This is a genomic window from Lysinibacillus sp. FSL P4-0201, from assembly GCF_038593425.1.
GTDB lineage: Bacteria > Bacillota > Bacilli > Bacillales_A > Planococcaceae > Lysinibacillus > Lysinibacillus capsici.
Map to the genome: position 1 here is coordinate 706579 of NZ_CP151995.1, position 14616 is coordinate 721194.

The 14616-nt window shown below is 36.3% G+C and carries 7 protein-coding genes; 5 read left to right on the forward strand and 2 right to left on the reverse strand.

Annotated elements, in window-relative coordinates:
• Positions 1 to 244 precede the first annotated feature (244 nt).
• From MKY76_RS03405 to MKY76_RS03420, 4 genes are all read left to right on the forward strand, one after another.
• Complete coding sequence (locus MKY76_RS03405; RefSeq protein ID WP_342557420.1) at positions 245 to 4243, forward strand: cell wall-binding protein; 3999 nt, start codon at positions 245 to 247, stop codon at positions 4241 to 4243.
• Positions 4244 to 4443: 200 nt separating this feature from the next.
• A complete protein-coding gene (locus MKY76_RS03410; RefSeq protein WP_342557421.1) occupies positions 4444 to 5511 on the forward strand; it encodes an S-layer homology domain-containing protein in 1068 nt (355 codons plus the stop codon).
• 221 nt (positions 5512 to 5732) lie between these two features.
• On the forward strand, positions 5733 to 6644 hold the full coding sequence (locus MKY76_RS03415) for a C40 family peptidase (protein WP_009371892.1): 912 nt from the start codon (positions 5733 to 5735) through the stop codon (positions 6642 to 6644).
• 233 nt (positions 6645 to 6877) lie between these two features.
• On the forward strand, positions 6878 to 8800 hold the full coding sequence (locus MKY76_RS03420; protein WP_257961596.1) for an N-acetylmuramoyl-L-alanine amidase: 1923 nt from the start codon (positions 6878 to 6880) through the stop codon (positions 8798 to 8800).
• Between the two features lie 415 nt (positions 8801 to 9215).
• Here the strand turns inward: MKY76_RS03420 and MKY76_RS03425 are convergent, their stop codons facing one another.
• Both MKY76_RS03425 and pruA read right to left on the reverse strand, forming a co-directional pair.
• Positions 9216 to 11177 (reverse strand): S-layer homology domain-containing protein, encoded by a 1962-nt coding sequence (locus MKY76_RS03425; RefSeq protein ID WP_342557422.1) that lies wholly within the window; start codon positions 11175 to 11177, stop codon positions 9216 to 9218.
• A 278-nt stretch (positions 11178 to 11455) separates the two neighbouring features.
• Positions 11456 to 13000: an L-glutamate gamma-semialdehyde dehydrogenase gene (gene pruA / locus MKY76_RS03430; RefSeq protein ID WP_066036915.1), complete on the reverse strand. Its 1545-nt coding sequence runs from the start codon at positions 12998 to 13000 to the stop codon at positions 11456 to 11458.
• Positions 13001 to 13179: 179 nt separating this feature from the next.
• On the opposite strand from pruA, the gene MKY76_RS03435 reads away from it, so the two are divergent.
• The gene (locus MKY76_RS03435; protein WP_342557423.1) at positions 13180 to 14517 is read left to right on the forward strand and encodes a helix-turn-helix domain-containing protein; all 1338 of its coding nucleotides are present in this window, start codon (positions 13180 to 13182) and stop codon (positions 14515 to 14517) included.
• The last annotated feature ends 99 nt before the right edge of the window (positions 14518 to 14616 follow it).

Genomic DNA, 14616 nt, shown 5'->3' on the forward strand with positions numbered 1-14616 from the left:
TTGAAAAAACATAATCTCTTATTATATGTCAATTGGTGAAAACCTTATATAACACCATTGTATAGTATAATTGAAATAACTTCCTGTTTTTCTAGCTAGTAATTTAGAAAAATTACTTTTGATATGTCTCATTTTGTAAATATATTAGAATGGCTTGAAATCAAGCAATTTTTACCGATACTAAAGTCATAAATTCTAAATGAAAATGAACACAATCATTTTCCTATACATAAACGATGAAAGGGTGGTTCGATTGAATCGAAAATTGACAGCAGGGGTCATAACGGGTCTTTTATTGGCACCTACGGCTATAGCGAACGCACAGGAAAATGATGCACAATCCCGCGTCTCAACACAAACAGAGCAAGTTACCTATATGAATGAAGTAGCAGCTGCCACTTCAAGAGAGCAGCTTATTGCTCAATATGCTAAGTTATCGGAGAATTCATCTGCTGACGAAATGGTCATTGCAAAAGGGGATTTAGCAACTCTAAGTGAGCCAGAATTTCATAAAGATGAAATTGACTTTATTAATGCAAAGTATAACTATGTTGAGGAGCAACGTAGGCTATTAAGTGAATTACAGCTAATAGGGAATGAAATGAATGGAATAGCCTATACAAGTAAATCATTTATTAAAAATGTCTCAGATTTAGAAAAAAAATATACTGAATTTTTAAATGTAGGCTTACAAAATAAGAAAAGTTATTTCACTGTCCAAAAGGAATTTGAAACAGCTGTCACAGCAGCACTTGTTAATAATGCAAAAAGTATTGCCTCCACAGTTCGTGGCACAGCGTTGCAATATGGCTATGATGATGTAGCACGCAATGTTTATTTTAAAGGCAAGGGAATGGATATTGATAAATTAACTAAATTAAAAAATGATGCAGCAAAAGCAGAATCTGTCACTACAGAATTAGATCAGTTAGTTGAGTTATTGGAGAAATCTACGGATTATTCAGCTATTTCACCTGGAATGAATAGCTTTACGGCAAATTATAATGCGCTAACAGCAGAGCAAAAGAAAGTGGTCGAAGCTTATAATCCAAAAGATGATAAAATCACACCTTTTAAGAAGTATAAGGATGCCTTGTCAGGTTTATCTGCTGTAGAAAAAGTGACTTCCAGCATTGCACAGTTAAAAGGTAAAAAGCCAGAAGATTTCACCTCAGCCTCAAGCTTTATTAGTACTGTGGCTGCTGTTGAGAAAGCCTACAATAGTCTGGATGCTACCTCCAAACAATTATTAAAAACGGAATATGAAAGTATTTCACAATATCTTAAGGCAGCAAATATTTCGAAAAGCATTTCAGGACTGCGTGTTTCCAAAGAAGATGTATATCGTACAACAGTCAAAGACATAAAAGCGGAATACGATCTCTTAACGGAAGGTAAAGGTTTTGTTAAAAACATAGGAGACCTAGATCTGGCGTTAGCAAATATTGCATATGCAGAGGATATTGAAGGAAAGATTAAAGCCATTAATGTTGTAGAAGAAGCTAATAAAGTAGCTGCTATTAAAGCTGCACGTGAAGCCTATAATAACCCTTCAGGCACGAATATCAATGCGTCCAATGTAAAAAAAATCGTCAATAATCTAGCAGAGCTCACAGCGTGGGAGAAAAATTTAGGTGCTGCCTTAAAGGTAGATAAGTTAATTGATAGCCTTGATCCAACTGCAAAAAACTTTGAAAGTAAGACGCTTTCAGCTTGGACAGCCTATAACAAGCTAAGTGAAAATGATAAAAAGTTAGTGCAAGGTGCTACAAAACTAACACTGTTTCAAAAATACGCTGAAATATCAAAAAAAATTGCTACATTAAAGCCTACTGCTGACTACAGTACACAGCTTGCCTCGTTGAAAAATCTAGTAGATCAATTAGATGCAACAGGTAGTGGCTATGAAATGGCTCTTAATAATTTGAAAACAAAGCTAACAGAAGAATTAAAGGCTTTGACAGATGAAGAAACAGCCGTAGAACAAGTTACAGAAAAAATTACGAATCTTGGAGCATCCACTAATGTAGCAATTGAAGAAATACTGGCTGCACGCTCAGCTTACAATGCGTTATCACCAACAGCTAAAAAGCGTGTAACAAATATTAAAGTGTTAACAGATTTAGAGAAATCCTATAAATCAGTTGTTAATGTTATCTCTCAATTTGAAAAATTGGATCCTTCCTCTAAAAGCTATATTTCTAAAGCAAAGTCAGCTTATACGGCTTATGCGAAGCTAGATGATAAAAATAAAATATTTGTCCAAAATTATAAAGATTTAAAAGATGTAATTCCTGCAATTGACGTAATGGTGCAAATTAGTGCATTAAGCCCTTCTAAAAAAACGTATAAAGATGATGTGGTAAAAGCACAAGAAGCGTTTAATAAATTGGGTGAATCTCTTAAGGCAAAGGTAGTAAACAGCCAGGACCTAACAAACGCACAAGGCTATATCAATTCGGCCAAAGCATTTGATGACCGTATTATAGCCTTAGCAAATGAAGGCCCTGACACATTTGTCAAAAAGGTAGCCGAACTTACATTAGAATATAAAGCAATGGATAAGAACGCACAGAAGCTAGTGGAGCAAGCCAAAATGTTAAGCTCCTACGAAAAGGATAACAAGGCGGTAATCAAGGTTATCCAAATGATTGATGCCTTAAATCCAACAAATAAGGATTATACAAAAAAGGTTCTTGATGCACGTAAAGCCTATAATGCACTTGATCAAGTTTCCCAAAAGCGAGTGACAAACTATGCTAATCTCACTGCTGTAGAGGATGTTGCTTCCTTGATTGGTCTCATTGCCTCATTAAAGCCAACAAGTAAAACTTTCTATCAAGATATGAAAACAGCGCGTGAGCTTTATGATGCCTTGCCAGCAGAGAAGCAGCAAGCGATCGTAAACTATGATGCACTGGTAGCAGCAGAAAATGAACAGGGATTAGCACAGAGTGTAGTCGAGCTAATTAAATTAACAGAAGTGCAAGATGCTGACTATTTAACGAAGCTGATGAATGCACGTGTAGCATACGATAAGCTGTCATCTGACCAAAAGAAATTAGTGACGAATATTAAAGATTTAACAACACGTGAAAAAGCAGTGAAACCAATTTTAAGTGTGATGGTTCAAATTAATGAACTAGAGCCAGAATCAACAAACTTTGTTAGTAAGGTAAACTCAGCACGTAAAGCGTATGATAAATTATCGAAAGATCAAAAAAAATACATCGATAATATTAATATTCTCTTAAAATTTGAGCCTGTCTCTAATGTGATGGAATTGATTAGTAAACTTAAATCTTCAAGTAACACATTCCTTCAAGATACATCACGAGCACGCTCACTTTACGATGCACTACCTGACGATATGAAGCAATATGTGACAAACTACTACTTATTGCAAGCAGCGGAGTCTAGTATTTTAGGGGCTGGTAATGTCATGCAAATGATTGATGACTTACCATCCATTGATCCAAAGCAATATGTGAAACGTATTCAAGAAATCCGTGCTGCTTACAATGCTTTACCAAAGGATCAGCAAAGGGCTGTTCAAAATTATAAAGTGCTACAAGATCAGGAAAAGCTAATAAAGCCTGTAATGAGTATTGTAGAAGATATAGACCGATTGCTAACGGCAAAAGATATGAATAGCCAATACCAAAAGATTTTAAAAGCCTATGATAAGCTCAATGCGGATCAACGTCGCTATGTTTATAACGACCAGCTATTGCTTTCGCTAGATAATGTTATAAAGGTTTATAATAATATTGCTAAATTGAATCCAAAGGATAAATATTACTTTGGCATGGTGGAAGCGGCGCGTAAAGAATATGATAGTTTGAATACGACAGATAAACAACGTATCTCCAATTATGCTCTTTTACTCGAAGCAGAGAAAAGTTTAGCTGATGTGAAGAAGGTTGTGGAGATCATAGCGGGACTGTCTCCAAGCTCTTCAACGTATATTGAAGATGTGGCGAATGCCGTTGCTGCCTATAAGGCATTGGACTCTAAAATTAAAGGACAGGTCATTAATGAGGATGTCTTAAAGCAGGCTGAAAAAGATGTGGCTGCCGTTCTCAAAGTTGTTCAAGCGATTGGAAATATTGATCCAGACAGCTCCTCATTCGAGAAAAAAGTGTTAGCTGCTCAAAAAGATTATAGTAATTTGTCAATTGAGCAACAGGGCTTAGTGTATAATTACCGCATTCTAGAAGACTATCTTAAAATGATTCAATAGTATGATAAAAAAGGAGTTTTCCCAATCAATATAACGGGAAAACTCCTTTTATAAGTAAGAAAAAATGAATCCTAATATTAATTTCCAAAAAAGTGAAACTATATCATCTGAAATTCGTATCTTATAGTATAAATGGTCGCTTTGACTGGGAGGTACCATTTCATACATTTTCATTTTGCCAACGTGAGGAGGTCGCCCTGTTGAAAAAATTATTGAGTATAATGGTACTTTCAATAGCTGCAACCGTAGGAAGTTTAACTAGTTTTAGTCAAGTAGAAGCAGCGTCTGCTAAGGTAGTAGATGTGACAAATTCATACTGGGCAAATGCCTCGATTCAACATATGCTCACAAAACAATATATGACTACATACAAAGACAACACTTTTAAGCCAGAGCAAGCTATTACAAGGGCAGAGGCTGCTGCTGCCATTGCTCGCTCTCTTCAAACAAACATTGACATTGAGAACCCTGTAAAATTCAAGGATGTTCCTACAACACATCCATATTACAAGGAAATTTGCCAGCTTGTTAAACTGGGAGTTATTCAAAAAAGTGATGCCTTTCATCCAGAAGAGCCTTTAAAGCGTATGCAGGTGGCAAAAATGCTAGCACTAGCTTACCAAATTAAAGTAGATGGCAAAAATAATAGCCAGTTTGCGGATATTACGCGTACGCATTGGGCAAAAGACTATATTGAATCCTTAGCAGATATCGGCATTATTGGTGGAGTGGATGCTAAGCATTTTGCTCCTGACCAATTGGTAACACGTGCACAGTTTGCTGTATTTGTTGAGCGAAGCATGGCTTTTCAGCAAAAAATTAAGGCATTGGAAGTAGCCTATGACTATCTAGCAAAGGATTATATCCCAACTGTAAACCTTTCTTCTGAGTGGTCAAAAAAGGTGATTGAATTAATTAATGTTGAAAGACAGAAGAATAAGCTAGAACCTGTTGCTTATGATTCGGAACTGACACAAATTGCCATTATTAAAGCACAGGACATGGTAAATCGCCATTATTTTGAACACGTTTCTCCATATTATGGGGCACCCTGGGATTTAGCGACATTATTTGATTACAACTATACAAGTTTTGGAGAGAATATTGCTAGAAATATTAAAACACCTGAAATTGCTGTTAAGGCATGGATGGCTTCACCTAGCCATCGAGATAATATTTTAAAAGAGCACTATACGAACACAGGTGTTGCAATAGCACAGGATAACAAAGGAAATTACTATTGGGTCCAAATGTTCTCTAGTCAATAAGTTGTTGTGTAACAAAGAATCGCTAATATTACAGAAATGTTACGAAAGTTCCAAATAACGATAAAAAAATCCCCTTTTTAACGCTGGAAATACCACCAAACGTTGGTATTACAGCGTTTTTTTGCTGTCTAAAACCGTTACACAATTGAAAAATAACATTCGCCTCTTTTGTGATAGTCTATGTATAGGCAAAAAAGTTTTGAGAGGGGTATAACAAAAGTATGAATAAGAAATGGTTATTACCGATTTTTGCATCATTTATGTTATTTTCAACTACTAATATTAATACTGCTGAAGCAGCGTCTAAAGCAGATTTAACTGATACAGCTTCTAAATATTTAGGTGTTCCATATAAATACGGCGGTACAACAACAAGCGGTTTTGATTGCTCTGGCTTTACTTCTAAAGTATTTTCAGACTTAGGCATTCAATTAAACCGTACGTCAGGATCTCAATATCAACAAGGTACTGCAGTTGCCAAGAGTGATCTTCAAGTTGGCGATTTAGTATTTTTCAATACAAGTGGTAGTGGTATTTCACATGTGGGGATATACATAGGTGATGGTAAAATGATCCACTCTCAAACTGGTCAAGGTGTAAGCTACTCAAATGTTAATGACCCATATTATTGGGGCGATCGTTATGTAGGTGCTAAACGTGTAGCAACATTTGATGCTCAACAACAGGCTGAAGTAAAACAAGCAGCTATTGACTTTTCCGTATATGCTTCTCGTGCAGAGGTAGCAGTACAAATTGCAAAAGCTTTAAACTTAGATACATCTGATACTACTACTAGTTTCGTAGATGTAAAACCTACATATGCTCATGCAGGTGCTATTGCAGCTGTAGCAAAATTAGGTATCTTTGAAGGCGATGCAAATGGTAAATTCAACCCGTCTTCACCAATTACGCGTGCACAAATTGCTAAAGTATTAGTGCTAGCATTTGGTCTTGAAAATAATGGTGGAAGTGTAGCATTTAGTGATGTGCCTCAAAAGAGCTGGGCTAATGAATATGTTTCTACTCTAGCGTCAAATGGCATTACAAATGGTGACGGAGACGGTAGCTTCGGTTCCGATGAATTATTAAAAATCGAACAATTAAAAGTTTTTATTGAAAGAATTCAACAATAAGTTCATAAAGTTAACACTTTAATTGTGTCATAGATTGCAAGAAATGATCTTTTGAATAGCGTATAATGGAAGAAGGGTTTGCAATAGCAGACTCTTCTATTTTTATGATAATTTTGTAGGAAAGGATGTGAATTGGAAAATTAAATTTTAACAGTTCTATTGTATGATGCTTTATTTAGCTAATTTTGTTAAAATGGACACGTTAAGAGAACAAGAAGGGAGGAAATAAGACATTGAACATCAAAAAAATTAGTCTTATCTTGTGCGTCTTATTCATTTCGGCTTCTATGTTTACGATACATAGTGCAAGTGTCAGTGCAGCTAACAATTCAAATATAACATTTGAAGATGTTACTAAAAATCACCCAGCCTATGAAGAAATCAATTATTTAGTAAATTTGGGGGTAATTCAAGGTTACTTTGTGAATGGTAAGAGAGTCTTTGGCCCAAATAATAGTGTTACAAGAGGACAAGCAGCTAAAATGGTTGTTGTTGCCTCTGGTAATAAACCATTAGTTGTAAATAAATCTAGCTTTTCAGATGTTACAGTTGGCACTGAAATGTCAGGTTATATAGAACGTGCTGTACAGCTAGGATTTTTCGACAAAAATATAAAAGGTCAATTCTTACCAAATAAGCCTCTAACTCGTGGAGAAATGAGTTATGTATTAACAAAGGCTTTTAATTTAGATACTAGTGAGTATGAGGGGATCGACTCTCCTTTTACTGATGTAGGAATTACACATGAATATGTGAAATACATCAATACCATCTATTATAATGGCATTACAAACGGAACAGGTAATACGTATTTACCGAATAGCACTGTAACACGTTCTCAATTCTCATTATTCGTTGCACGTGCAAACAGTGAAAAATATCGATTAGAGCTTCCAGTAAAAGGTGTACAAGTTCCAGATACATCACAAGTCATTGGCTTAGTGAAGGTCACTACAGATGGGTTAAACATCCGTAAGACAAAAGATTCTACTTCAAGCACGAACATTGTAGGCAAAGTCAATACAGGCGGTAAATTATCAGTCTACGCTGTTGAAAGTAATTGGCTAAAGGTTACTTATAAAGGCGCATATGCCTATATCTATAAGCAATATGCAGAATTTGTAGATGCAGATGGCAATGCGTTAGGAACAGTCGAAAAAGAAGTAACGACAAAAAATGCTGTCAATTTATATGTGAAGCCTACATCTTCTGCAAAAGTCATTTCATCGATTAAAGCGAACGAAAAACTTCCTGTTTACAAAACAATTGGTGGCTACTACTTAACACAAGTAAATGGTTTACCAGGTTATATTGTAGCGAATAGCACTACGGATATTGTGGAAGAAGAAAAGCCAAATCCAAACCCAAATCCAGATCCAACACCACCAGCTTCTGGTGATGTGCTAGGTAGAGTAACGGTTGCTAATTTAAATGTTCGCAGTCAAAGTAACTCTACATCAGCCGTGTTATTTAAGCTGAATAAAGGAGAGTATGTCCAAGTTAATAACATTAGTGGTTACTGGGCAGAAATCACCTATAATGGCCAATCAGGCTATGTTCACAAGTCTTATTTGAAACTACTAAATCAAACAGCTAAACCTTTACAAAATCGTATTATCATCCTAGACCCAGGTCATGGTGGTAAAGATCCAGGTACAGTAAAGGGCTCTGCTTCTGAAAAGAACATTACATTAAAAGTCAGCACACAAGTGAAACAATTACTAGAGAATGCTGGTGCAAAAGTTTATATGACACGTACTGGTGATACGTATCCATCCTTACAAGATCGCGTAGACTTTACTCAAGCAAACTATGGTGAAATTTTTGTAAGTGTTCATGTCAACTCTGCTGCTAATACGTCAGCGTCTGGTACTGAAACATATTATGCAATATCTACAGGAGATATGTATCAGGAAGACATTGATTTAGCGACATATGTTAATAATCAAATTGTCAACAATTTAAATATGAAAAATCGTGGTGTCAAGCAAGAGCAATACTACGTAATTCGTAATATGGTGATCCCTTCTATTCTAGTAGAACTTGGTTTCTTAACGAATGCAGAGGATAACAGTAAAATGACAAATGATCAATACGTTAAATTATTTGCAGAATCTATTTATAATGGTATTTTGCAATACTATAAAAAACAATAATTGATTAAGAGACGATTCCAAAGGTGTACTAGCCTTTGGGATCGTTTTTCTTATTCTCTATATACCCACATAAGAAAAAGACAAACTAATTGATAAAAATGGCTATAAAATTTTTCTAATCATACAAATAAAAGCTAATTAGATTGCTTGCTAGCTAGTATGAAAGATAAGAAAAAGACACTTATGCACATGGGTGATTGGAGAGGAGCCAACATCACTCCTGATTGAGCGTCACAGAGGAGAGCCTAGAGCGAACGTAAGTAAGTGAATCTGCTCATCGGACGTCCCCTGGAAAGGTCGCTGGCGGAACGGAAATCAACCTCCTGCCTTATAAAAAGGCCTTTTTGCCAGTGACTTTATCTTTTTTCAACAACAGTAAATGGCTGTCTCATTTATTAAGAGACAGCCATTTACGTTATTTCACGGTATTAATGAATTTAATATAATCCTTACTTATATAACCAGGTTCAGTGTTTAGTTTATCTGAAACAATTTGATACCAACCATTTGAGCTTGTATCTGTAACGATGACAGGCATATTACTTTTACTAAATGTAAAAAGTGGACTTTGACTTGTTGATGCATCTGCACGAACATTTAGTCCAGCAGTTGTTGTGAGAGCGATTTTATAGGGATTATTTGCATCTTTAAAGCCTAAAGCTTTTTCTGCACGATAGTAATGTCCTGCAATTTTTGCCCCCCAGAATGGATCTGAAGCGTATTTTACGTTGAAGCCGATAGCCTTAGAACCAACAACTGCGCCATTTGTATAACGTCCACCTGGCGTAATATAATTTGGCTGAAGGAATTTTTCTACTAGCTCATTAATATTGGCTTCCACACTATCAAACTTCTTGTTTAGTGGATTTGTATCATAGACATATAAGCCAAATAGATTGTTTAGATTTTGAGCGTGATCACTCATACCATAGGCACTCTCATGCTGTGCTAGGGATAAAATAAGCATAGCATTGATATGAGAATTGGCTTCCACTTCTTTTAATACAGAGCCTAAACCAAGTAGTTTACTTTTAGTTGTGGCATTTTTATAAATCGAAGCACCTGAGCTTTCAACCTCTGCTAATTTTCCCACTATATATTGATCTAGCTCATCTGCTGTATATTGAGTTGCTGCACGAGCTGGTAAGAACTGATAGTAGTTATAGGCTTCTCCCTTTGAGGAACCATCAGCATTGGTAAAGTTGATGCCATCCCAGCTAAAGTATTTCTCACCCTGCTTCATAAAGCTAGGTGCCTTGCCATACACGTAACTAGCAGAATATTTATTAGTTTTATAATCATATAAAGTATGTTTTATTTCACCGTACTCATTTGTGTAATAAGAACGGCCTTTCACTAAAGCAGAAGGAATTAAGGTAACGTCAGCCTGTTTTAAATAGCCAGTATGACCAGCTAAGCGTACTTTTACTTGTGTGGCATCACTACCTAGATACTCCATTTCTGTATTACCCGCAACTGCGATTTGATCCTTAATCGTTTCAGAATTTAGAGCAACATAATTAGTCGTTACAACATAACCTGAAGTCATTTTAATAATTTTATCATTTTGAGTAATCACTAAGGAACTAGTCGTCATCGCCTTTTCAGCTGCTTCAAAGCTAGTAAAGGTTTGTTTGTCTACCAAGTTACCATTGGAAACTTCTTTGACGATATATGCGGTAGTATTACCAGTATTATTGTTGTTCCCATTATTATTAGTATTACTGGTATTTTCGGAGTTACCATTGTTTTCATTTTTACCAGCGTCAAGCTGATCAGCAAGAAGTATTAATCGTAGAATAAATGTCGATGCCTCACCAATTGTGGCATTGTCTCTTGGTAAAAACATGCCATTGGAGCTTCCTTTAATAAGTCCTAATTGTGCACCGATTGCAACATCCTCACGGAAATCTTTAAAAATAGTTGTATTGTCTTTGAAGGTAATAGAAGAAGTACCTTTTGGTATTTTTAAATAATCAACTGCTCTGATTAGCATCACTGCCATATGCTCTCTTGAAATACGGTCATCTGGCTTAAATGAGCCATCCGTATAACCAGTAATAATTCCAGCAGTTGCGGCAAGCTTAATTTCATTTGCAAATAAATATGTGTCTGACACATCTGTAAACGTTATCTCGTTCTTTGTGTCCAAATTTAATGCTTTTGCTATGTATGTGGCGAATTCACCGCGTGTAACCGTAGCATTTGGACGATAGCTTCCATTTGCATCCTTTAGTAATGCATCTTTCTGAATTAAATAGCGTAGACCACTTTCATGCATATGTCCTGATAGCTCGTCTGCATAGACAGATTGAGGCTGCCAAATGACTAGACTAACAAGCATCATGAGCAACATAAAAATTGATAGTTTTTTCATAGTTTTACCCTCCTAAACTGATATCATTTTAACAAAGTTATACAATCAAGATAAGGGTCAAATGTTAGAAATGCCATAAAATATACCAGCGTTTTATAGGCAATAAGTATGCTTTTATAATTTGGTGTGAAAGTTAGTTTTAAATAGGGGAAGGAAAGTGAACCAAAATTCACATGAGTTTCTTCTATATATATATATGTCATTTGTGTCACCCCCAAAAAATAATGCCGTACATTGCTTACTAAGAAACAATGTACGGCATTTTATTGAAGTAAAAATTAAAGCATTTCTGAAGTTGTTTTTGCTTGCATATGCAGTTGTAGGTAGTCTGGGCCACCTGCTTTTGAATCTGTACCTGACATGTTGAAGCCACCAAATGGTTGGTAACCTACGATAGCACCTGTACAGCCACGGTTGAAGTAAAGGTTTCCTACATGGAATTCTTCACGTGCTTTTTCTAGGTTCATACGGTTTGTTGTGATAACAGCGCCTGTTAAACCGTATTCTGTATCGTTTGCAATTTCAATCGCATGGTCGAAATCTTTTGCTTTTGCAATGGCTACCACTGGTCCGAAGATTTCTTCCTTCATAATACGAGCAGAAGGATCTACGTCCGCAAATACAGTTGGTTGTACGAAGTAGCCGACTGAATCGTCTGCTGTACCACCAGCTACTAAACGACCTTCGCCTTTACCGATTTCGATGTACTCTGTAATTTTATTGAATGCTGCTTGGTCAATAACTGTTGCCATGAAGTTGCTGTAATCAGTTGGGTCACCCACTGTTAAAGCGTTTGTTAACTCTTCTACGCGATTTACCACTTGCTCATATACATCTTCTACGATGACAGCACGAGAACATGCTGAACATTTTTGACCTGAGAAACCAAATGCTGATTTCACGATGGATTGTGCAGCTAATTCTAAATCTGCTTCTTTATCCACTACGATTGTATCTTTACCGCCCATTTCAGCGATGACACGTTTAATCCAAATTTGGCCTTCGTTTAATACAGATGCACGTTGGTTGATACGTAAGCCAACATCACGTGAACCTGTGAAGCTGATGAAGCGTGTTTTTGGATGATCGACTAAGTAGTCACCTACTTCAGCGCCAGAACCTGGTACGAAGTTCACCGCACCTGCTGGAAGACCAGCTTCTTCTAATACTTCGATAAATTTATACGCTACAACTGGCGTTGTAGAAGCTGGTTTTAATAACACTGTATTCCCTGTTACTAAAGCAGCTACTGTTGTACCAGCCATGATTGCAAATGGGAAGTTCCAAGGAGAAATGACAATACCGATTCCTAATGGAATGTAGTCATAACGATTGTATTCACCTGGACGGCTTTCGACTGGCTGACCGTTTTTAATGCGTAGCATTTGGCGACCATAGTATTCCATGAAGTCGATTGCTTCCGCTGTATCTGCATCAGCCTCTGCCCATGGTTTCCCGGCTTCTTTTGTTAATAAAGCTGAGAATTCATGTTTACGACGACGAACGATTGCTGCCGCTTTGAAAAGAACGTCCGCACGAATGGCTGGATCAACTTTTTTCCATGTTTTGAATGTTTCATCTGCCGCTTGCATCGCTTTTTCAGCTAAATCTTTGCTTGCTTTCGAAACGCGACCAATGACTTCTGTTTTCTTTGCAGGATTGTACGAAACGATTTTATCTTCTGTTGTAATGCGCTCGCCACCAATAATTAGTGGGTAGTCTTGACCTAAGTAACCTTCAACTTTATTTAAAGCCTCTACATAAGCATTGTAGTTTGCCTCTTGTGAAAAATCTGTGAATGGTTCGTGTTTGTATGGAATCATGTCAGTTTCCTCCCAGGTATAAGTAGTGCCAAATGATTATGCACCTTTTAAGTTTGTGTTAATTATATAATGCAATATAATTTGGCATTAATCAACTCAAATTTTAAAACTTTTTTAATTTTTGCATCTGCTTTTCATATTGGTGTTAGAATAAGCTTAATGGACTACAGGAGGACAAAATGGATAACAATGTACTACTAAGTATTTATAAATACGTCATTGAAAAAGGCGATATGGGAATTTGCGTTGTAGACACAGAGGGCAAATTGCTTATATACAATAAAAAAATGAGAGAATTAGAAGGCGTTAATGAGGATGAATTTGAGGAGAGGCGAGCCTTAGAGATTATTGATTTTGAAATCGAAAAAAGCGATATTTATAAGGTCCTCAGCTCTGAAACGCCAGTGCACAATATAAAAAAAACGTATTGGAATAAAAAAAATCAAGAAGTGACCTACATAAGCAATATTTATCCGTTGCACTATGAAGGCTCTTTAATAGGCGCTGTGGAATTTGCCCGAGATATTACACAGCTTGAATACATGATGTATCAGCCATTGAGAAGGTATGGCGCTCCATTGACATTTGACATCATCACGGCTGTATCACCAGTCATGAAGGATGTCATTGAAAAAGCAAAAATTGTGGCACTAAGTAGAATGCCTGTTGTGTTAATAGGGGAATCAGGTACTGGGATTGATATGGTTGCAGAGGGAATACATCATGATCTAAAGGTACAAAATGATATGTTTATTGCTTTAATTTGCCGTCGAGATGAGAAAACGGTATTAAAACAATTTGAAAAATATATTGTGGAAAAGGAGAAAATAACCTTCTTTGCTGAGCGCATTGAATATTTATCTTTAGAAGCACAAGAAAAGATTGTTGAACTTTTTAATAAACATCCTAATCATCAGCATGTTTTAATTGCTAGTGTTGGCAAAGATCCAATTGATTTGATTCAAAAGCATGAGCTATCCAAAAAGCTTTACAGACTTTTTTCAGGTATTACGATTTATGTACCTCCTTTACGAGAAAGAAAAGAAGATATTATGCCCTTTATCGATGATTATTTCAAAAGACATCGTGATAGCTTTGGCTCATCTATTCACGGGCTTTCAGAAGAAGTACGAGATACCTTTTTAAAATATGATTGGCCAGGAAATTTAAAGGAATTAGAAGTCCTGCTGGATGAAATAACATCATTAATCACCAATGAAACGATAGTTGAATCACATATGCTACCAGTGCATTTCAAATGGAAAATCCAAAGCTCTTGTGAGGAGACGGAAAAAGAGGTTTCTACGAGTGACTTGTTTGTCATTAAAAATCAACAGGATATTCGACCATTAGATGTCTATATGAAAGAGGTAGAGGAGTACTATATTTCGAAGGCGTTGGACTTTCATCAAGGCAATATCTCCAAAACGGCTGCTGCGTTGGGGATTCGGCGACAAAGTTTACAGTATCGAGTTAAAAACTATAAGCTCAATAAAAAAAGCGAAAACATTGATTAACAATGTTTTCGCTTTTTTGGATAGTTTCCCGAAAGTGAGGGATACAACGATCTAACTGAAGGATAAAAACACAAAACTGATGGATAGCTTCAAGTTTGT

Excerpts from the sequence above, each read along its gene's own strand:
- MKY76_RS03415 (WP_009371892.1), top strand. The coding sequence starts at position 5,733 with ATGAATAAGAAATGGTTATTACCGATTTTTGCATCATTTATGTTATTT.
- MKY76_RS03425 (WP_342557422.1), bottom strand. The coding sequence starts at position 11,177 with ATGAAAAAACTATCAATTTTTATGTTGCTCATGATGCTTGTTAGTCTA.
- pruA (WP_066036915.1), bottom strand. The coding sequence starts at position 13,000 with ATGATTCCATACAAACACGAACCATTCACAGATTTTTCACAAGAGGCA.
- MKY76_RS03435 (WP_342557423.1), top strand. The coding sequence starts at position 13,180 with ATGGATAACAATGTACTACTAAGTATTTATAAATACGTCATTGAAAAA.